This window comes from Amycolatopsis sp. lyj-23, assembly GCF_046549135.1.
GTDB lineage: Bacteria > Actinomycetota > Actinomycetes > Mycobacteriales > Pseudonocardiaceae > Amycolatopsis.
This window is the reverse complement of sequence record NZ_JAJPWN010000028.1, coordinates 55571-74388: the sequence shown is the minus strand read 5'-3', so window position 1 is coordinate 74388 and position 18818 is coordinate 55571. Positions and strand designations below refer to the sequence as shown.

17 protein-coding genes are annotated in these 18818 nt (G+C 71.0%); 7 read left to right on the top strand and 10 right to left on the bottom strand.

All coding sequences use genetic code 11. The features are described 5' to 3' along the window. The first annotated feature begins 325 nt into the window (after window positions 1-325). Entirely contained in the window at window positions 326-1723 is a 1398-nt protein-coding gene (locus ACLJPY_RS46885) for a SpoIIE family protein phosphatase (protein WP_410597480.1), read from the top strand. A gap of 274 nt (window positions 1724-1997) precedes the next feature. Next, complete coding sequence (locus ACLJPY_RS46880; protein WP_410597479.1) at window positions 1998-3035, top strand: esterase/lipase family protein; 1038 nt, start codon at window positions 1998-2000, stop codon at window positions 3033-3035. A 328-nt stretch (window positions 3036-3363) separates the two neighbouring features. Here the strand turns inward: ACLJPY_RS46880 and ACLJPY_RS46875 are convergent, their stop codons facing one another. After that, window positions 3364-3555: a hypothetical protein gene (locus ACLJPY_RS46875; RefSeq protein ID WP_410597478.1), complete on the bottom strand. Its 192-nt coding sequence runs from the start codon at window positions 3553-3555 to the stop codon at window positions 3364-3366. 408 nt (window positions 3556-3963) lie between these two features. Here ACLJPY_RS46875 and ACLJPY_RS46870 point away from each other — a divergent pair, with 408 nt between their 5' ends. After that, window positions 3964-4653 (top strand): FtsX-like permease family protein, encoded by a 690-nt coding sequence (locus tag ACLJPY_RS46870; protein WP_410597477.1) that lies wholly within the window; start codon window positions 3964-3966, stop codon window positions 4651-4653. A 120-nt stretch (window positions 4654-4773) separates the two neighbouring features. Here the strand turns inward: ACLJPY_RS46870 and ACLJPY_RS46865 are convergent, their stop codons facing one another. Continuing rightward, a complete protein-coding gene (locus ACLJPY_RS46865; protein ID WP_410597476.1) occupies window positions 4774-6105 on the bottom strand; it encodes a hypothetical protein in 1332 nt (443 codons plus the stop codon). Window positions 6106-6453: 348 nt separating this feature from the next. Continuing rightward, complete coding sequence (locus ACLJPY_RS46860) at window positions 6454-7071, bottom strand: phosphatase PAP2 family protein (RefSeq protein WP_410597475.1); 618 nt, start codon at window positions 7069-7071, stop codon at window positions 6454-6456. 121 nt (window positions 7072-7192) lie between these two features. Here ACLJPY_RS46860 and ACLJPY_RS46855 point away from each other — a divergent pair, with 121 nt between their 5' ends. Both ACLJPY_RS46855 and ACLJPY_RS46850 read left to right on the top strand, forming a co-directional pair. Further along, entirely contained in the window at window positions 7193-7570 is a 378-nt protein-coding gene (locus tag ACLJPY_RS46855; protein WP_410597474.1) for a BlaI/MecI/CopY family transcriptional regulator, read from the top strand. Window positions 7571-7574: 4 nt separating this feature from the next. Continuing rightward, on the top strand, window positions 7575-8534 hold the full coding sequence (locus ACLJPY_RS46850; RefSeq protein ID WP_410597473.1) for a M56 family metallopeptidase: 960 nt from the start codon (window positions 7575-7577) through the stop codon (window positions 8532-8534). A gap of 7 nt (window positions 8535-8541) precedes the next feature. Here ACLJPY_RS46850 and ACLJPY_RS46845 read toward each other — a convergent pair whose 3' ends face one another. Genes ACLJPY_RS46845 through ACLJPY_RS46825 form a run of 5 tightly spaced genes read right to left on the bottom strand, consistent with a single transcriptional unit; the run spans window position 8542 to window position 13915 of the window. Then, window positions 8542-9255, bottom strand: a complete 714-nt coding sequence (locus ACLJPY_RS46845) for a response regulator transcription factor (protein WP_410597472.1) — start codon at window positions 9253-9255, stop codon at window positions 8542-8544. A 52-nt stretch (window positions 9256-9307) separates the two neighbouring features. Further along, window positions 9308-11947 carry an FtsX-like permease family protein gene (locus tag ACLJPY_RS46840; protein WP_410597471.1) on the bottom strand — a complete coding sequence of 880 codons (2640 nt, stop codon included), beginning with the start codon at window positions 11945-11947 and terminating at the stop codon, window positions 9308-9310. Then, window positions 11944-12615, bottom strand: a complete 672-nt coding sequence (locus ACLJPY_RS46835) for an ABC transporter ATP-binding protein (protein WP_410597470.1) — start codon at window positions 12613-12615, stop codon at window positions 11944-11946. Before ACLJPY_RS46835 ends, ACLJPY_RS46840 begins: the two co-directional genes overlap by 4 nt. Next, window positions 12612-13283, bottom strand: a complete 672-nt coding sequence (locus ACLJPY_RS46830; protein WP_410597469.1) for an ABC transporter ATP-binding protein — start codon at window positions 13281-13283, stop codon at window positions 12612-12614. The genes ACLJPY_RS46835 and ACLJPY_RS46830 overlap by 4 nt, the downstream gene beginning before the upstream one ends. Beyond that, window positions 13280-13915 (bottom strand): hypothetical protein, encoded by a 636-nt coding sequence (locus ACLJPY_RS46825; RefSeq protein WP_410597468.1) that lies wholly within the window; start codon window positions 13913-13915, stop codon window positions 13280-13282. The genes ACLJPY_RS46830 and ACLJPY_RS46825 overlap by 4 nt, the downstream gene beginning before the upstream one ends. A gap of 161 nt (window positions 13916-14076) precedes the next feature. On the opposite strand from ACLJPY_RS46825, the gene ACLJPY_RS46820 reads away from it, so the two are divergent. Beyond that, complete coding sequence (locus ACLJPY_RS46820; protein WP_410597467.1) at window positions 14077-15372, top strand: ATP-binding protein; 1296 nt, start codon at window positions 14077-14079, stop codon at window positions 15370-15372. A 199-nt stretch (window positions 15373-15571) separates the two neighbouring features. Continuing rightward, window positions 15572-16396: a ZIP family metal transporter gene (locus ACLJPY_RS46815; protein WP_410597466.1), complete on the top strand. Its 825-nt coding sequence runs from the start codon at window positions 15572-15574 to the stop codon at window positions 16394-16396. 12 nt (window positions 16397-16408) lie between these two features. Here ACLJPY_RS46815 and ACLJPY_RS46810 read toward each other — a convergent pair whose 3' ends face one another. Both ACLJPY_RS46810 and ACLJPY_RS46805 read right to left on the bottom strand, forming a co-directional pair. Then, a complete protein-coding gene (locus ACLJPY_RS46810; RefSeq protein ID WP_410597465.1) occupies window positions 16409-17098 on the bottom strand; it encodes a response regulator in 690 nt (229 codons plus the stop codon). Next, window positions 17095-18684 (bottom strand): ATP-binding protein, encoded by a 1590-nt coding sequence (locus ACLJPY_RS46805; RefSeq protein WP_410597464.1) that lies wholly within the window; start codon window positions 18682-18684, stop codon window positions 17095-17097. Before ACLJPY_RS46805 ends, ACLJPY_RS46810 begins: the two co-directional genes overlap by 4 nt. Window positions 18685-18818: the final 134 nt, after the last annotated feature.

Here is an 18818-nt window from a genome sequence, read left to right as displayed (position 1 = left end):
GCGACCAGGGTTCGGTGACGTTCTACGGTGGCGCACAGGGCATCCCGGACCTCGCTGCGCGGCAGGGCCGCTGCCACGCTCCGAACTCTGCTGTACCACCAACTCCGGCTCGACGAACCGGACGAACCTGCTGACACCACCTCATTGCCGATCCCGCAGTGGCCACTCAAGCGCCCGGAATCCCTGTTCGTCACGGTGACGAAGCTCGGCACGGCCAAAGCCCGTGTGACCCGCCGAGCGGGAACTGCTGCTCCACCGCGAACACGAGATCGCCGAGACGCTCCAGCGCAGCCTGCTGCCACGCGAACTGCCCGCGCTGTCCCGGGTGGCCGCGGCGGCCTGCTACCGGCCTGCGGCCGCCTACGCGCAGACCGGCGGGGACTGGTACGAACTGGTTGCCCTGGGCGGTTCCTTGGTCGCTCTCTCGGTCGGCGACGTAGTCGGCACCGGTCCGCGGGCCGCGGCAGTGATGGGGCAGCTGCGCAGCGCACTCGCGAGCAACCTGCTCGACGGGCACGGCCCGGCCGCCACCCTGGAGCGCCTCGACGCGTTCGCCGCCCGCACGGACGGGGCGGCCGGCACCACGTGCGCGTGCCTCACCCTCGACTGGGAGACCGGCGAATTGCGGTGGGCCGTGGCCGGGCACCCGCCGCCCTTGGTCATCGACGGCGCCGCGCGCCTGCTCTCCGGCGGCGGCCGCGTGCTCGGCGGGCCGGACCGGTCGAGCTACCGGGAGTGGTCGACGACCCTCAGCCCGGGAGCGTCGGTGCTCCTCTACACCGACGGCCTGATCGAGCGGCGCGACGAGGTGATCGACGAAGGCCTGCAGCACCTGTGCGAGGCAGCGGCGCGGCTTGCTGCCGTAGCACCGGAACCGCTGGTCAGCACGATCACCGACACGCTGCTCGACGGCGGCCAGACCGACGACGTCGCCGTGCTGGCCGTGCGTCTCCTCCCGCCGCCGCTGCACCGGCGCCGCGCCGCGGAGACTTCGGTGCTGCGACAGCTGCGCGCCGACGTCGCCGACTGGTCGGCCTTGACCGGCCTGTCCCCGGAACTGCACCAGGACCTGACACTCGGTCTCGGCGAAGCGGTAGCCAACTCGGTCGAACACGCCTACTCCCAGCGGCCCGGCAACGTCACGTACTCGGTCACGCGGAGCGCCGCCGGCGAGCTCGACGTCCTCGTCCGCGATGACGGGACATGGCGGCCTGAGCCGACCGACAACGGTCACCGCGGGCGTGGCCTCGCCATTATCAAGGCCATGTCCGAGGACCACGCCATCGACCACGACGAACGCGGGACGACCATCAGGTTCCGCTTGGCCGAAGATCCGGACCAGCCCGGCCGGAGCGCACAGGTGCCTTTCGGCACCATGCAGCCGGCGACGGTGTCGGTAACCGAATCCGCAACCGGCGCGGTCGTCATCAGCGTGGTCGGCGATCTTGACCTGGACACCATCGACGACACAGGATCTGCGGTCTTGCGCGCCGTCGAAGCCTCCGGCGCCAAGGAATTCGTCGTCGACCTCAGCGAGCTGGGCTACCTCAGCAGCTGCGGTATTGCCTTGCTGCTGGACGCCGCAGCGCTCGCGAAGACGCGGGACACGGCGCTGATCGTCCGAGCGAGCACGAAGTCCGCGCCGCTGCGAATATTGGAGATGGCCGGCCTGACGGACGCCTCGACCGGATTCCTCACCATCGAGACAGTGTCGGCACCCTGACCGCGGCTTGGCGGCGGCGCCGTGACAGGTCAACGCACTGGGTAGCCGGAAGCAGTTCTGCGCGAAGCCGCCAAGGAACTCGTCCGCGACAAACCGTGCTCGGCGAACGACTCCGCGAGCCGGCACGGTCGTGATGGTGTCGGTGCCGTCACCGGCCGCTGTGCGCCGAGCGTCACCTCGGACGCCGACGGCGATCCGCATAGCGCGCCCAGCGGTGGGTATCCGCCCCACGAAGCTTGCCCGTCCTGCGGCGACACGGCACGAAAGAAAGCACATGATCAAAACGGCCACTTCGGCGCTCAGCGACCTGGCGAGCGGGCTCACGGCCCTCGCGACCTCCCGGCTGCCCGCCCGGGACTATCTGGCCACCTCTGTCCTCGAATCGCCGCCCGCGCACTACGCCACCGGGATCGCCCACGGGATGTTCGGTACGCACCTCCCCACGGCCGGACGAGCAACGACCGCAGAAATGACAATCCGGGCCGACCGACGACCGGTCGGCCTCGACCACCGATCCCTCAGCACCGCCTTCCCCGACGCGACCGGCCGCCTGGTCGTCTTCCTGCACGGACTGGTCGAGACCGAACGGTGCTGGTTCCGCGGCACCAGCTTCGGAGCGCGCCTCGCCGACGACCTGGGCACCAGTTCCGTGTACGTGCGCTACAACTCCGGCCGGCACGTCTCCGACAACGGCGCCGACCTCGTCACCCTGCTGACCCGGCTCGTCGCTTCCTGGCCGGTGCCCGTCACCGACATCGTCCTCATCGGACACTCCATGGGCGGCCTGGTGGCACGCAGTGCCCTCTACCAGGCACAAGAGCGGAACGCGCGCTGGCTGCCTCTCGCGAGCCGGCTGGTGTGCCTCGGCACCCCGCACACCGGAGCACCGCTGGAACGCCGTGTCGCCCAGCTCGCCGGGCTGCTGAGCAGGTCATCCCTGACCGCTCCCCTGGCCCGGCTGCTCGCCATCCGCAGCGACGGCATCCAGGACCTCGCCCACGGCTACGTCCACCGGACGCAGTGGGCGACCGGCGCCGAAGCACCGTGGCGGCCAGAAGGAGACACAAGAATCCGCCGGTTGTTCGTGTCCGCGACGCTGTCCCGCACCGAAGGAAGCACCTGGGGCCGCATCGTCGGCGACCTCCTGGTGTCACCGATCACCGACGACGACCTGACCGAAGACGCCGCCATCGCCTGGCTCGGCGGACTGCACCACTTCAGCCTGCTGCACGACGACGCCGTCTACCACACACTGCTCGAGTGGCTGGGGACGAACAGCCGACAAGGTCGCGGGGTAGCAGCCGCTGAGTGATACGGCGCGATAAGCTGATCACGGCCAACGCCCCAGCTGCGCCCATCCAGATGCGGCAGCAACGCCTCAAGATCAACAGAGCACCGGCAATATGATCACCGACCACGCTCACCGCCCGTCGCCGGACCACCAAACCCGCGCCAGAGGCCATCTCGGAGAGCGCCATCAGTAGCCTGCCAAGGCTCCTCGGCCGGCGCGAGATCTGCGATCCGCACGGCCGAATCCGCCGTGGTCGACACCGACGAACTGACTGCCTGCCGAGCCAGTTCGCTGGCGCGCACACCGTACTGTTTTCGCCTGGCAGCTGCGTCGCTTGGATGTCGCGGCGTCAGACCGTTGTGACCTTGCTCTTGTCGTAGAACTTCACTTCCCCGGTGGCCGGGAAATGGACGCCGACACAGTAAACATGAGCATCGCCGGAGCCGAAGCTTTTGCCTTCGTCGACAACCAAGCCGATATCTTCACGGTCGAGGACCTTCACTTGCCGCGGCCCCTGTCGCTGTTCGCCGGCAAACTGCATGGCGTCTCCGTTCAACGAGGCGTGCATGGGCGATAGCACGATACGTGATCACCACGCCCCGCGGAACAAGGAAGAGACCGGCACTGGTCGGCCGGATACCGGCCGCCGAGGCCGGTATCCGGACGGCACCAGCTGGTGCTGGGGCATCTGGAAGGGCGCTGTGCCGCCGCTCCGGCTGTGGCGGCCTGGTCAGGGGCCGGACTTTGCCAGGTATCCGTTTCGAGGACCCGGATCGGCGCCGGCCGAGAATCGGTTAGCCGCGACATCGGCCGGGCATCCCCGCCTGGCGGCGGCGTGACATCCCGAGCGCGCTGGATCAGGCCACGTCCTCGCCGGGACGAGCGGCGACGTCATATACCCGCCGAAGACGGCAACCAGGCCGCGGCTGCCCTGCGTGCCGGTGCCATCGTGGTCAGCGATGCCCGGAACGTCGACGCCGGGCGCGTGACACTGGCCGTCGCCGCGCAGAACGGGCCGGTCGACCACACGGTCACCGCCCCCGCCTTCACCCTCCCCCACCGTCCTCACGCACCGATCGCGCTGCTGACCGCCACCACCGCCACTGCTCTCGGGCTTGGCACCATCCCGTTCACGGTCGCGGCAACCACGAGCCGGATGCCGACGGCCGACGAACAAGACCGGCTCCAAGCCCGCCTCGGGCAGGAGTTCGAGGTCCGCGTCGACCGCGGCACGCAGCAGGACGGTCAGCCCTTGATGGTCCTGGCCATCGTCGCCGGGGTCGTCACCCTCGCGGCCGCCGCACTGGCCACCGGCCTCGCCGCCGCCGACGGACGTGCGGATCTGGCCACTCTCGCCGCCCTCGGCGCCTCGCCCCGCATGCGCCGGGCGTTGTCGCTGAGCCAGGCCGGTGTGATCGCCGGGCTCGGCTCCGTCCTCGGCACCCTGGCCGGCGTCGGCACGGCGATCGCGGTACTGACCAGCCTGAACCAAGCCACCGCGGACGTATGGCCGGTCCAGCAACCACTCCCGATCATCGTGCCCTGGCTCAACATCGGCACCGCACTCGTCGTCGTCCCCGTCATCGCCATGCTCGGGGCCGGCCTGCTCACCCGCTCCCGGCTCCCCATCGAACGCTGACCAGAACCATCCGGCCCACCTCAACGCGCGCCGCCGCGGATGACGGGCCGACATCCGAACCCGTCATCCGCGGCGGCGGTACCACCGGCATCCCCGACGTCGCCGGAGCCTGGTGCGCCGTCAGCCGACCTTTTCGATCTTCGCCTTGCGGATGACCTGCTTGCCGGGCTGGTGGATCTTCGCGAACGCCGTGTTGTTCAACAGCGCGCAGCTGCCGGACGTCGCGGTCACCGGCACGGTGATGGACTTGGCGTTGTCCAGGTTGGTGACCTTCAGCATGGTGCCGACCGGGAACTGGTTGCTGGCCGCGGCGGGCGCACCCGCCTCTCCGGACAGCGTCACGGTCGCGCCCTTGCAGACGACGTCACCTGCGGCCGCGGCGCCGGACTGGTCCGCGGTGCCCGCTGCCTGAGCCAGACCGTCATTGGCCGCCTTGGCACAACTGGCGTCGGCAGCCGCTCCCCCGGCCGCGGCGTTCGGGTCGGCGGACGCGGCGCTGTCCTTGGCCGCGGCCTTCTTGTCCTTCGCTGCGTCCTTCTTGTCCTTGGCGCCGTCCTTCTTGTTCTTGTCGGCGTCCTTGGTGGCTTTCTTGTCCTTGGCAGCCACGCCGTTCTGGTCGGCCATGCCGTTGTTGTTCGCCATGCCGTTCTGATCGGCAGCCATCCCGTTGGCCGCTGCATTCGGGTCAGCGGCAGCGGCGTTCGCCTGGCACGCCGCGATGGCAGCGCAGTCGGCGGCGTTGACCACGTTGTTGTCGGCGGCCGCACCGTTCTGATCAGCGGCCATGCCGTTCTGGTTCGCCATGCCGTTCTGGTTCGCCATGCCGTTCTGATCGGCCATGCCGTTCTCGTTCGCCATGCCGTTCTGATCGGCTGCCATCCCGTTGGCCGCTGCATTCGGGTCGGCGGCAGCGGCGTTCGCCTGGCACGCCGCGATCGCGGCACAATCGGCACCGTTGGCAGCGGCGTTGTTGTCGGCGGCCGCACCGTTCTGGTTGGCCATGCCGTTCTGATCGGCCATGCCCTGGCCCGCGGCGTTCGGGTCGGCCGTCGCGGTCTGGTCGGCGGCGGCCGCTGCGCCGTTGTCCGCACAGTTCACGACCGCTTCGGCGGCCTTGCCCGCCGCAGCACCCTTTGCCACGCAGCCGGCGGCCGCGAGCCGCTGCTGGATCAGATCCGCCACCGCCTGCCGGTTGGTGGTCCTCGCGGCGGACTGTGCGTCCGGGTTCGACTTCTGCCCCTTGATGAAGTTCAGATTGTTCTGCAACGCCGTCTCGAGACCCTGACAGGTCGCCGTCTGGGCCGTGGCGGCGTTGCTGTCCGGACTGCTGAAAGCGAGCACCGTTGCGGTGACTCCCGCAACTCCCAACAGGGCGGCGAGTCCGATCGTCGCCTGTTTGCGGTGTCGTCCGGAACTACGCAAGCGGGGCATCTGCCCCTCCTCTCTGGTCACCACCTCACCTGCAACACGGCTGCGCGGCACAAGCGGTTCAGAGGAATTCGCCCAGCCTCGCAAGCAAAGTCCGTCCATGCGATCACAGCAGGACCGAAAAGATGTTCTGCCAGCGACGTTTGCGCGAATCCATCGATCGAGCGCAGCAAGAATTCGTTGACAGGCGCTGATTCTGGGCCGAGACAATCCACAATGGACGATGCACTTCTCGCCCGAGCGAGTGCGCCAGAACCCAGGCCGGCGGCGTTCAGAAGCCGCTAGTCACCTCAGTACTTCTACACCAACGTAGTAGCGATGGCAAGCCGACACCCCGTGGTTACCAGGAGCGAAGTTATCCGCTGGTTAACGTCACCCCAGTACCCGTTTACCCTCGAGCGCGGCCGCCCCGACCAGCGGCCGGCCTCTCCCCGCCCGCAGGCGGATGACGAGGGCGGTCAGCGGCGCGCGCAGCAGCAGGCCGATCAACGCCACCCCGGCGCCGAGCACAGCACCGGCGAGAACGTCGTGGACGTAGTGCGCGCCGAGGTACACGCGGGAAAATCCGATCAGCACCGCCACCGCGAGCGAGGCGAGCCCGGCCCGGCGTCCGACGAGGAGCAGGGCGACGGCCGCGGAGACGGCGATCGTCACGTGATTGCTGGGGAACGAGTAGTCCGTCGCGAAGTCGCAGGTGACCACGGTCGGCACGGCCGGATAGCGAATGCAGGGGCGCGGTTCCTCGACGAGGATCTTGACGAGGTTGCTCAGGCCGTAAGCCGAGCCGACGGCGATCGGCACCCAGAGCACGGCCGCCATCCGGCCGGCGTCCCGGCGGCGCGCGCGCCACCACACGAACGCGACGACGAGCGCGAGAAGCACCAGGCCGGCGTTGGTGAAGACCTGGAAGAACCCGTGCAGCCACGGGGTGGCACGGGCGAACCCGAGCACATCCAGGTACCAGCCGCCGTCGATGGCTCCGCCGTCCACCGCCCACCCTCCTGCTCGATTGACAAGGTCGTAGAATTTCTACTTCAGTGTAGATGCTCGCGAGGGGTGCCCGCCTCCGGGAGGTGACGAACGGGTTTCGACAGGCAGGTAGATTGGTGGTATGCGGATGCGGCGAGACGACACTGCCCGGCGCGCACCCGGCGAGCTTGAAGCGCAGGTGCTGGCCGTGCTGTGGAAAGCCGACGGCCCGCTGTCGCCGGCCGAAGTCCGGGAGCGGCTCGGCGCCGGCCTGGCCTACACGACCGTCGTGACCATCCTGTCCCGGCTCCACGAGAAGGGCGTCGCCGATCGGGAGAAGCTGGGCCGGTCCTTCCGGTACCGCGCCGTCGACGACGAACCAGGGCTGGCCGCGCGGCGGATGACCAAGGTGCTCGACAACGAACCGGACCGCGACAGCGTGCTCGCCCGCTTCGTCTCGAACCTGTCCGAATCGGACGAACACCTGCTCCGCGAGCTGTTGCGGCAGAACGAAGGCTGACCGCATGGACCCCGACTTCTGGGTACCCTTGCTGCTGCCGTTCGCGGCCTGGCCCCTGGCGCGCATCGTCGCCCCCCGGCTACCTCCGCGCGCCGCGAGCTGGCTGCTGACCACCGGATGCCTGGTGCTCGCCGCCGCCGGTACCGCCGCCCTGGCGTTGCAGGCCTTCGCCGGTCTGACGCTCGTACCGGCCATCGCTCAGGCCGGCCATTGGTCACCGCAGGCCCTGAACACCGTGGAACCGGTCAACGTTCCCCTGGCGATCGGCTGCGGGCTCCTGCTGAGCGCCCTCGGCGTGGCGTTCACGCGCACGGCCGTGCGGTACGCGCGCTGGAGTCGCGCACTGACCCGGCAACTCGACGAACACGACCCGGCCGCGGGAATCATCATCCTGCGCGGCCAGGAACCGGTCGCGTTCTCCGCGCCGGGCCGCGGCGGCCGGATCGCCATCTCCAGCGGCATGCTCGACGCCCTCGGTCCGCCGGAACGGGACGCCCTGCTGGCACACGAACGCGCCCACCTCCGCCTGCGCCATCACCGCTTCCTCATCACGATCACCCTCGCCGCTGCCCTCAATCCGCTCCTGCGCCCGCTTTGCTCGGCAGCGAGGTTCGCGCTCGAACGCTGGGCCGACGAAGCCGCCGCGCAGGACGTCGGCGACCGCACGGTGGTGGCCAAGGCCGTCGCCAAAGCCGCGCTCGCCGGACGCGCCCAACCCGGCTTCGCCCTCGCGGCGACCGGCGGGCCCGTGCCACGCCGGGTCAGCGCCCTGCTGACCGCACCCGCCCGCCGTCTCCCCGCCGCGCTGCTCAGCGCCGCCCTGGTCCTGGGCATCACCGGCTGGTCCGCCCAGACGGTGCTGGACTCGGCCACCGACCTGCACCAGAACCTCGAATCCGCACAGGACTTCGCCACGGACGCCCGGGGACTTCTCCCCGACGACCACGACGCGTATGACCGCTGAACCGGATTCAGAGCGGCGCTTCGAGCCGGTAGCCGTGCCCGCGCAGCGTCGTGATCACCGGCGCCGTCGCGCCCGCCCCCTCGGCGAGCCGCCGGCGCAGAGCAGCCATGGTGACATCGAGGGTCTTGGTCGGCCCGAACCAGTGCTCGTCCCAGACTTCCGCCATCAGGTCTTCGCGGCTGACCGCGACACCCGGCCGCCGGGCCAATGCGGCGAGCAGGTCGAACTCCTTGAGACGCAGGGAGATCTCGTGCCCGCCCAGCAGACATCGCCGCGCGTCGACGTCGAGCACGAGGTCGCCGAGGTGGACCGAGCCGGTGCCGGCGGACGCGACGGGGCGGCGGCGCAGGTGGGCCCGCAGGCGGGCCAGCAGCACCGTGACGGTCGCGGGTTTGACCAGGTAGTCGTCGGCGCCGGCGTCGAGGCCGACGATGATGTCGATCTCGTCGGAACGAGCGGTGAGGATGATGATCAGGACCTCCGGATCCGCGCCGCGCAGCGTGCGGGCGACGTCGACGCCGTCGGTGTCCGGGAGGCCGAGATCGAGCAGGACTACGTCGGGTGCGCTTTGCCGCGCCTGGGCGAGCCCGCCTTCCCCGGTGCGGCACCAGTGCACCTCGTAGCCGTTGGCGAGCAGTCCGGTGCGGAGGTGACCACCGATCGCCGGGTCGTCCTCGATCAGCAGGACCTCGACGGCGTCGCCGGCACGCTGCGTGCTCATGTGCCGGATCGTAGCCAGTGTGGCCGCGGCCGGCCCGGGACACCGTGGCCGGTCACAGGTCCCGCAGCTCCTCCACCGCCGGGCGGGTCGACGCCCGGGCGCTGAGCAGCGCGGCGGCGGCGAGGGCGGCGATCACGGCCGCGGCAGTGGCCGCCAGGTAGCTCCAAGGGACGGCGATGGCGGACGGAGGCGGATCGAAGACACCGGTCAGCACGGTGACGAGCATCCGGGCCAGGCCCCAGGCGATGAGGGCGCCGCCGAGCAGGCCGCAGGCGCCGAGCAGGAGTCCTTCGCCGAGTACCAGCCCGCGCAGCTGTCGCCGGTTCGCGCCGAGCACGGCCATGATGGCCAGGGTGCGTCGCCGTTCGGCCAGCCCGACGGCCAGGACGATGCCGCCGGCACCGGCGGCCAGCAGGACGGCGAAGGTCAGCTCGAGCCGGGTCAGGCCGTGCAGGTTGACCGACGTGAGGCTGGAACCGACCTGCGCGCGGGTCTGCGTGAGGTCGGTGACGGCCGCGCCGGCCCCCAGCCGGGTCCGCAGTGCCGCGGCGACCTCGGCCTGACCGGTCCCGCCGGTGTCGACGAGGAACGCTCCGATGGCGTCGGAACCGGTCAACCGGGCGAGGTAGGCGGCGTTGGCGACGAAGAAGCTGTCTTTGGGAGCGGTCGGGAACTCCTTGACGATCCCCGCGTAGTGGAACGGTACGACCTGCAGCTGCTTCGTGCGGCTGTCCTGCACCCGGAGGTTGACCAGATCGCCCGGGACGAGCTGGAAGTCCTTCACTGTTTCGGCGCTGACCAGGATCGCGTCGGGCTGCCGGGCGAGCACGGCCATCAGCTCGGCCGCGGTGCCGCCCTGGAAGTAGGCGTCCTGCAGGGCGGTGGCCCGGGTGATGGTGTCCGGCCGCACGCCGTAGAGGTCCTGCAGATCGGCGCCGACGTAGGCGAACCGGTGCTGGATCGGCTCGACGGCGCGGACCCCGGGTACGGCCCGCAGCTGACCGGCGGTGTCCGGTCCGACCTGCGTGCCCGGGGACTCGGTGACGGTGACGTCCGCGCCGTTGGTCAGCTGGGCGTCCGCCTCGGCCTGCTGCTGGTAGGTGCTGTTGAACACCGCGGTCGACGCGGCGAAGGACAAGGCCAGCGCGAGCAGGACGATCGCCCGGGCCAGGATCCGGCGCTGGCGGGACAGGCTAGCCGCGCCCGGGGAGGCGAGCTGGCCGGCGAGGGGCCGCAGCAGCCGTTCGAGCGGGCCACGCCCGTGCGCCAAGGCCAGGATCACCAGACGCCACAACAGCACGGCAGCACCGAGCCATAACAGCGCGGGTCCGAGGAATGCCCAGTACGACACGGAAATCGATGGCACGCCCTCCGGGGCCAGCACCAACGCGTAGTCGTCGCCGCTCGACGCCCAGAAGACCACCAGCGATCCGCCGATGAGCAGGAAGTCGGCCCCGGCTTTGAGCCACCACGGGGTTCCGGGTTTTCCGACGGTCTGCCGGGCCTGGGCGACGCTGCGGCCGCGCAGGTCCACGACCGCGGGCACGAGGACGGTGAGGGTGGTGACCAGCAAGCCCGCGGCGAACGCGACGGCGAACCACAGCACGGTCGCCCCGATATCGGCACCGGCCGGAGAGGGTCCGAACGCGAGGCGGCCGGCCGCGGCGGCGAGGCCGAGTCCGGAGGCACCGCCGAGGACACCGACGAGAACGGCTTCGGCGACCGCGAGCCGTACCACTGCTGCCGGTGCGTAGCCGCGAGTGCGGAGCAGCGCCTGTTCGGCACGCCGGCGTCCGGCCCCGGAGCTGACCAGCGCCGCGGTCAGCAGTGCGGACAGCACGAACCCGGGCAATCCGAGGAACAGGAAGAGCATCTGCGCATAGGCGGCATCACCGCGGGCGGCGTCCAGTGCCGCGGCGACGTTGTCACCGACCAGCGCCGCGCCGGCGGCCCGGGCCTCCAAGTTGTGCGCGGCGCCAGTCGCCGACTGGTACGCCGCCGCCGGATCGGCCGGCCACGGGGTGGTGAGCCGGACGTGGAACTGGGTCGTCCCGGGCTGGCCACTCAGCTCGGCGAACGTGGCTTCCGGCACCAGCAGCACGTTGTCCGGAGGCGCCGCGGGCTGTGCCTGGGCGGCTGCCCCGACCTTCTGGAACAGGGAGTCGGCCTGGGGCAGGTCGACGACCCCGGCGACGGTGACCGTCAAGGGGCCTGCCCCGGCGCGTCCGATGCCGACCTGGTCACCGGGGCGCACGTGCAGGTTCGACGCGGTCTGCTGTGCGACGAGCACGCCGGTGGGTGCGCCTGCCAGGTGCCGGATTTCGTCCGGGAACACCGTCGCGTAATCCGCCGGGACACCGAGGACGACGCCGGGGCCCGTGGTCTGGGTGGTGCCATCGCCGGAGGCGCGGAAGCCCGGGGTCCGTGCGATGCGGACGCGTTCGACCGCACCCGCTCCGGGCGTGGTGCGCAGCTGCTGCAGCACGGTCTGGGGATCTCCGCCGGGCTGCACCTCGACCTGCCAGTCGACGGCGACCGAGCGCAGTGCCCGCGCGGTCATCGTCGCCTGCGACGCGGTGAGGAACGCCCCCAATGCCGCGATCAGCGCCACCCCGAGCGCGATGCCCGCGGCGGTGGCGAACACCCGGCCGGTCCGGTGCCGCAGCAACCCGGCGAGCCAGCGCACTGTCATGGCTGCACCGCGGCGGTGAGCAGCCGGCCCTCTTGCATCGTCCAGTGCGTGTCGAGCCGATCGGTGACCGCATTGTCGTGGGTGGTGACGACGAGTGCCGCCTCGAGGTGAGCGGTCGCGGCGAGCAGTGCGTCGAGCAGACGGCGACCCGCCGCGTGGTCGAGCTGGCCGGTGGGCTCGTCGGCCAGGACCAGGCGCGGACGCCGGGCGAGCACCCGGGCGACGGCCACCCGCTGGGCCTGGCCGCCGGAGATCTCCTCGGGGAGTTTGGCGGCCAGCTCCGCCACGTCCACCAGTTCCAGGGCCTCGGCCACCCGTCGCGCGACTTCGGACCGGTCGACGCCCGCGATGACGAGCGGGAGGGCGGCGTTTTCCGCGACGTCCAGGGTCGGCACCAGGCTGGGGCTCTGGAAGACCACCCCGATCAGGTGCGCGCGGGTGCCGGCGGTCACCGGCAACCCCGGCCACGTGACCTTCCCCCGCGTCGGCCGCTCCAGGGCCGCCATCAGGTGCAAGAGGGTGGACTTGCCCGACCCGGACGGCCCCGCCACGGCGATCCGGGCCCCGGCCGGCACGGTGCAGGTGGTGCCGTGCACCGCGACGACGGCCGACGGGCCGGTGCCGTAGGTGCGCGACACGTCGTCGCAGGCCACCATGATCTCGGTCATCCGGCCACCGCCCCGTCCCGCAGGAGCACCACGCGGTCGGCGATCCGCACCACCTCGGCGCTGTGGGTCACCACGAGCAGCCCGGCGCCCCGGCCGGTGTGTTCCCGCAGCAGGGACAGGACCTGGTGCTCGGTCGCCCCGTCGAGCTCACCGGTCGGTTCGTCGGCCAGGATGACGTCCGGGTCGTTGACCAGCGCCACCGCCAAGCCGGCCCGCGCGAGCTCGCCGCCCGAAAGCTGCGCAGGCACGGCCCGGCCTCGGCCGGCGAGGCCGACCTGCTCGAGGAGTTCGTCGACCCGGACGCGGCCACGGCCGGCGGCGCGGCGGGCGAGCCGGATGTTCGTGCGCACGTCGAGGTGCGGGACGAGGTTCCGCGCCTGGAGCAGAACGCCGATGCGAGCGGCGCGGACGCGCGCGCGATCGACCTCCCGACGATGGGTCACACGCTCGCCGCCGACTCGGACGGTGCCACCCGCCGGTTCGTCCAGACCGGCCAGACAGGCCAGGAGGGTCGACTTCCCCGAACCGGACGGGCCGACCACGGCCACCGTCTCGCCCCGGTGGACCGTCAGCGACACGCCGCGCAGCGCAAGCGTCTCGTCGTCGCCGGTGCGGAAGAACCGATACAGGTCGCGAGCCTCCAGCGCCGGGGCGGGTTCCGCCGTCATCCCTGCCACCGCAGGGAATCGGTGACCGTCCGCCACGGGTCGACGTTGTCGGCGTTCACCGGCCCGGACAGCGTCAGATCGACCCGGGTACCGGCGTGGAAGAAGACGTAGTGCTCGAAGGCATCCCGCAGAACCTTGCCGGTGACCGGGTTCGGTGGCGAGTCGCCCTGGTAGGTCACCAGGACGGCCGGACCCGCCTGGCGGGTCACCGTGGATACCTGACCCAGGGCAAATCGCGGCACCTGGCCGCGCCACGCCGGAATGTCGGTCGCCGTGACCGAGGCGGCGGTCGGGGCGGCCGCGGCGGCGGCCGTGCCGACCTGGACCTGGTTCAGCTTGTCGGTGAACGTCGTCGTCGCGCCCGCGGTGGACGAGGCCCAGCCCTCCGGGATCTTCACCGAGAACGCCGCGCCCGGCGGGGTGAACGCGACGAAGGCCTGGTTGTCCGGGATGTCACCCGGTGGGTTGGATTCCGTGGCCGGCTGCCCGGACTCCGGCGTGGACGCCGAAGAGGTCAACGACGTCGGAGCCGACGCGCTCGGTGACGGGGGCGCCGGTGTCCCCGAACACGCGGACACCGCCCACGTCACCGCCAGAATTCCCCCGCCCAGCACCACATTCCGGCCCCACATGACACCTCCCGGCTGCCCACCGATCACCTGTGACCCACGCTATGGACCACACGGTCACGGCAACCGCCCGGAAAGGTACGAGGACGGCAAAACCTGACCTTGGCCGCCACGGCCGGCCGGGTTCCGCCCCTGAAGCCCGGATGACGACCATGATGGGCTCCATGAGAGCTCGGGTGGTCCGGGTGGCCATGATCGCCGTCTCGGTCGCGTTGGTCCTGTTCGCCGTCCCGCTGGCGATCCTGGTGTGGTCCTCACTGGTCACCGAAGAACAGGGCGAGCTGGAACGGGTCGCGCTGGCCGTCGCCGTCCGGGTGGGTCCGCAGTTCCTCACCGGCGACCCGGTGGAGCTGCCGGCCACGGAGGCCGACAACACCATCGGCGTGTACGACCTCGACGGCCACCTCAAGAGCGGCCACGGACCGGCGATCGCCGACGACGTCGTCCGGCAGGCTTACGCCGGCGCGGCGGCGGACGGTCAGCCGGGAGCGGATCTCGTGGTCGCGGTCCCGGTGTCCGCCGCCGAGCACGTCGACGGCGTGGTGCGAGCCGCGGCGCCGATGAGCGTGGTGTGGACCCGGGCCGTTTTCGCCTGGTTGTTGCTCGCCGCCCTCGCCGGTGCCGCCCTCGTGGTCGCCGTGCTCGTCGCACGCCGTCAGGCCCGTCTGCTCACCGGGCCGCTGGAGGATCTGTCGAGTGCGTCCGAGCGGATCGCCGGCGGCGACCTCAGCGCGCGGGCCGAACCCGGCGACATCCCGGAGATCACCCGGGTGGCACTGGCCCACAACCTCATGGTCGACCGGCTGACCCAGCTGCTCGACCGGCAAAGCCATTTCAGCGCCGACGCTTCGCATCAGCTGCGGACCCCGCTCAGCGGGCTGCTGCTCAAGCTGGAGGCGGCGCGCACCGCGCCGCCGGCCGACCTGCCCCGGATCCTCGACGACGCCGCGCGGGGCGTCCGGGACCTGTCCCGGACCGTCGAGGACCTGCTGACCCTCTCGCGTCACCATCCCGAACGGTGGTTCACGGCGGCGCCCGGCACCGTCGCCGAGGTCCTCACCGGCGCCGAGCAACGCTGGCACGGCCCGCTCGCCCGCGAAGGACGCCGGCTCGTCTTGGACATCGAACCGCAGGTAAGGGCCTGGACCCTCCCGGCGAGCCTGCTCACCCAGATCGTCGACGTCCTCGCCGACAACGCCGCGCGTCACGGCCGGGGCACGGTGACCTTGACCGCCCGCGACACCTCCGGCGTCCTCGCCGTCGACGTCACCGACGAAGGCACCATCCGGCTGGACCCCGCCGACGTGTTCGTCCGCGGGGCATCGGGCGGCGGGGGTCACGGTATCGGCCTGGCACTGGCCCGCACGATCGCCGAAGCCGGCGGGGGACGCCTGACCGTCACCCGCCGCGCCCCCACGACGTTCACCCTCTATCTCCCTCGCCTCGACGAGGCGGCCTGACAGGCCCGGGAGATTTTGCCGTGCTCTAACCGAGGTTTACCCATGCGTTTGCCTGACCGTCCGAAGTGGACAAAACGCAATGCTCCAGCCGCATGAAACACGCCACCTCGAGGCAATTAGGTACGCCTCACCTCTATGAGGCCAGCCTTCCCTGAGTTACGGTCGCAGCGTTCACCGCGAGATTCCAGGAGCCAAGCTCATGTCACCCACCCAGATCGCCGTCCTCGGCGCCATTTCCGGGCTCACGATCTATCTGGGACTGCCCCTCGGCCGGCTGCGCGCCGAGATGCCGCGCCTGAAGACGTTCCTCAACGGCACGGCCACGGGCATCCTGATCTTCCTGCTCTGGGACGTGCTCGCCCACGCCTGGGAACCGATCGACGCCGGGCTGGGCAGGGACGAGCTCGGCGGGGTGCTCGGCAACGGCGCTGTTCTCCTCGTAACCGCAGGGGCGGGCCTGCTCGGCCTGGCCTACTTCGACCAGGCGACCGCTCGCCGCCGGGCGGACACGCAGCGCGCCTACGGGCCGGGTGCCGCATCGGTCGGCGAGCTGACCGCGGCGACGACCCGCAATCCGGCTTCCCGCCTGGCCATGACGATCGCGATCGGGATCGGCCTGCACAACTTCGCCGAAGGGCTCGCCATCGGCAACTCGGCGGCCGCCGGCGAACTCAGCCTTGCCGTGCTGCTGGTGGTCGGGTTCGGGCTGCACAACGCCACCGAAGGGTTCGGCATCGTGGCGCCGCTGACCGGGACCCGCCCGTCCTGGGGCTACCTCGCCCTGCTCGGCCTGATCGGCGGTGGGCCGACGTTCGTGGGCACGCTGGTCGGGCAGGCCTTCGTCAACGAGACCCTCTCGATCGCGTTCCTCGGTCTCGCCGCCGGGTCGATCCTCTACGTGGTCATCGAACTGCTCGCCGTCGCCCGCAAAGCGGGCCTCAAGACCGTCACGACTTGGGGCGTGTTTCTCGGGCTGGTCCTGGGCTTCGTCACGGACGCGATCGTCACCGCCGCCGGCGCATGACGAGCCGCGAGCTCATGGTCCCGGCCGCGGGCCTCCGGTCGCGCGGTACCGGTGCTCGGGACGTCCGGTGTTGCCGCGGCTCAGGCTGAGATCGACCAGCCCGCGCCGGGCGAGGTCGGCCAGATAGCGCTGCGCCGTAGCCCGGCTGACGCCGAGCCGGTCGGCCACGTCGGTGGCGGACAGCTCGCCGGACGCGCCCCGGAGTTCATCGAGCACCTGCGCCATCGTGGCGGGCAGGCGACGCCGGCCGGCCGTGCGGACGACCGGCCCGCGCAGGATGCCGTAGAGGGCGTCGACGGTTTCCTGGCTGGCGACGGCCACGCCGTCGATGCTCTCCCGCAGCTGCCGGTACGCCGCCAGCTGTTCTCGCAGCTGCGCGAACCCGAACGGCTTCACCAGGTAGTAGACCGCGCCGAGCTGCATCGCCCGCCGCACGCTGCCGATGTCCTGGGCCGCGGTGATCACGATGAAGTCGGGACACGGTGCGCGGTCCCGCAGCGACTGCATAAGCTCGAGCCCGTGCCCGTCGGGCAGGTAGAGGTCGAGCAGCAGCAGGTCGGGTTCCAACGTGGGGACGAGCGAGCGGGTCTCGGCCGCCGAGTGGGCCTCCCCCACCGCGGCGAAACCGCCCACCCGCCCGACACCGGCGGCGTGCACGTGGGCGATCCGGTAGTCGTCGTCCACCACCAGGGTTCGGATCATCGGTGCTCCACCAGTTCTTTCGCAGCCGGAAGCGGCAGTTCGGCGAGAAACGCGCCGCCCGGACCCGGCCGGGCCGTGATCCGGCCGCCGAGCCGCGTGACCAGGCGGTGCACGAGCGCGAGACCGAGCCCACGGGGAAGACCGTTGCGGGGTGGCTTGGTCGTATACCCGTCCTCGAACACTCGTTGAGCGAGTTCGGCGCTGACGCCGGGCCCGCTGTCGGTGACGGAGATGGTGATCTGCCCGTTGACCTGGGTCAGCCGCACGGTGACCGAACGCGGCGCCGGGGTCTCGGCGACGGCGTCGAGGGCGTTGTCCACGAGGTTGCCCACGATGGTCAACAGGGCGTCCGGCCCCGGCTCGTCGAGCCGGGAATCGTCCGACACGATCAGGTGAACGTCGCGCTCGGCCGCGATGGTGATCTTGGCCAGCAGCAATGCGGCGAGCGACGCGGGCGCGATCCGCGAACGGAGTCCCTCCGCCTGCGCCGTGCTGCCCGCGGAGATCTCGTCGAGGTAGGCCATCGCCTCCTCGGCCTCACCCATCCCGACGAGGACTGACAGCACGTGCAGGCGGTTGGAGAACTCGTGCTGCTGGGCGCGCAGGGCGTCGGTCAACCCGGTGACGCTGTCCAGTTCCCGCAGCAGCGCCTCCAGTTCGGTGCGATCCCGCAGCGTCACCACCGAGCCGATGTGCCGTCCCCGTACCCGCACCGGCATCCGGTTGGCCACCAGGAGGTGCTCGTCGGTCAGGACGACCTGGTCGATGCCGGGCACCGCGCCGCCCAGAACGTCCCGCAACCGGCCCTCGGGCAGGATTTCCCCGAGCGGTTCACCGATGGCCGCGTGCCGCCAGCCCAGCAGCCGCCGGGCCTCGTCGTTGACCATGCTGAGCCGCCCACGCTCGTCGAACGCCACGACGCCCTCCCGGATGCCGTGCAGCGTGGCTTCCCGCTCCTGCAGGAGCGAGGCCAGTTCGTCCAGTTCGAGCCCGAACGTCATCCGTTTGAGCCGCCGGGCCAGGACCAGGGAAACGACGACTCCGGCCAGCAGCGCCGCTCCCGTGTAGGCCAGCAATGTCGGAATTTCGGTCCAGAAGCTCTGGGAGACGTTCCGTTCCAGGATGCCGGCCGACACCTCACCGATCACCGTGCCGTCCGGCGCCGTCAGCGGCGCCTTGCCGTTGGCCGAATCGGTGAGACTGCCGGGATCGATGCCGACGTGGGTCTTCCCGTCGAGAGCGATCACCGGTTCTTCGATGCGGCGGCCGACCAGCGCCGGATTCGGGTGGGAATGCCGGATTCCTTCGCGGTCGATGACCACGACGTAGGCCGTTCCGGTGGCGAGCCGCATCCGCTCGGCCACCCGCTGCACATCACCGGTCCGGTCGCCGGTGGCCATTTCCGTGCGCACGGCCGGGTCCGCCGCGACGGCCTGGGCCACCGCCAGCGCTTCGTTCTCCGTGGTCCGGTCGAACTGGTCCCGGGTCACCTGGGTGTACAGCGCGAAGCCCAGCACCATGGTCACGACCAGGATCGCGAGGACGTACCCGAGGACCAGCGAGGACAGCGTGTGGGGACGATGCACGGCTACTCCTTCCGTCCGCGGCGACGGAGTGGCCGGAGTGTCCCTCATGCAGCGTTAACGGACGGGAAATCCGGGCTGGCAGAACGCGCAGAACCTGCGGTTACGCGGCTAACCCGGCAAAGCGGCACAACGGT

What these genes read in the sequence shown, in the direction of transcription:
- ACLJPY_RS46840 (WP_410597471.1), bottom strand. Translation starts at nt 11,947, where the DNA reads ATGACAGTGCGCTGGCTCGCCGGGTTGCTGCGGCACCGGACCGGCCGG.
- ACLJPY_RS46825 (WP_410597468.1), bottom strand. Translation starts at nt 13,915, where the DNA reads ATGTGGGGCCGGAATGTGGTGCTGGGCGGGGGAATTCTGGCGGTGACG.
- ACLJPY_RS46875 (WP_410597478.1), bottom strand. Translation starts at nt 3,555, where the DNA reads ATGCAGTTTGCCGGCGAACAGCGACAGGGGCCGCGGCAAGTGAAGGTC.
- ACLJPY_RS46820 (WP_410597467.1), top strand. Translation starts at nt 14,077, where the DNA reads ATGAGAGCTCGGGTGGTCCGGGTGGCCATGATCGCCGTCTCGGTCGCG.
- ACLJPY_RS46830 (WP_410597469.1), bottom strand. Translation starts at nt 13,283, where the DNA reads ATGACGGCGGAACCCGCCCCGGCGCTGGAGGCTCGCGACCTGTATCGG.
- ACLJPY_RS46880 (WP_410597479.1), top strand. Translation starts at nt 1,998, where the DNA reads ATGATCAAAACGGCCACTTCGGCGCTCAGCGACCTGGCGAGCGGGCTC.
- ACLJPY_RS46815 (WP_410597466.1), top strand. Translation starts at nt 15,572, where the DNA reads ATGTCACCCACCCAGATCGCCGTCCTCGGCGCCATTTCCGGGCTCACG.
- ACLJPY_RS46845 (WP_410597472.1), bottom strand. Translation starts at nt 9,255, where the DNA reads ATGAGCACGCAGCGTGCCGGCGACGCCGTCGAGGTCCTGCTGATCGAG.
- ACLJPY_RS46855 (WP_410597474.1), top strand. Translation starts at nt 7,193, where the DNA reads ATGCGGATGCGGCGAGACGACACTGCCCGGCGCGCACCCGGCGAGCTT.
- ACLJPY_RS46835 (WP_410597470.1), bottom strand. Translation starts at nt 12,615, where the DNA reads ATGACCGAGATCATGGTGGCCTGCGACGACGTGTCGCGCACCTACGGC.
- ACLJPY_RS46850 (WP_410597473.1), top strand. Translation starts at nt 7,575, where the DNA reads ATGGACCCCGACTTCTGGGTACCCTTGCTGCTGCCGTTCGCGGCCTGG.
- ACLJPY_RS46810 (WP_410597465.1), bottom strand. Translation starts at nt 17,098, where the DNA reads ATGATCCGAACCCTGGTGGTGGACGACGACTACCGGATCGCCCACGTG.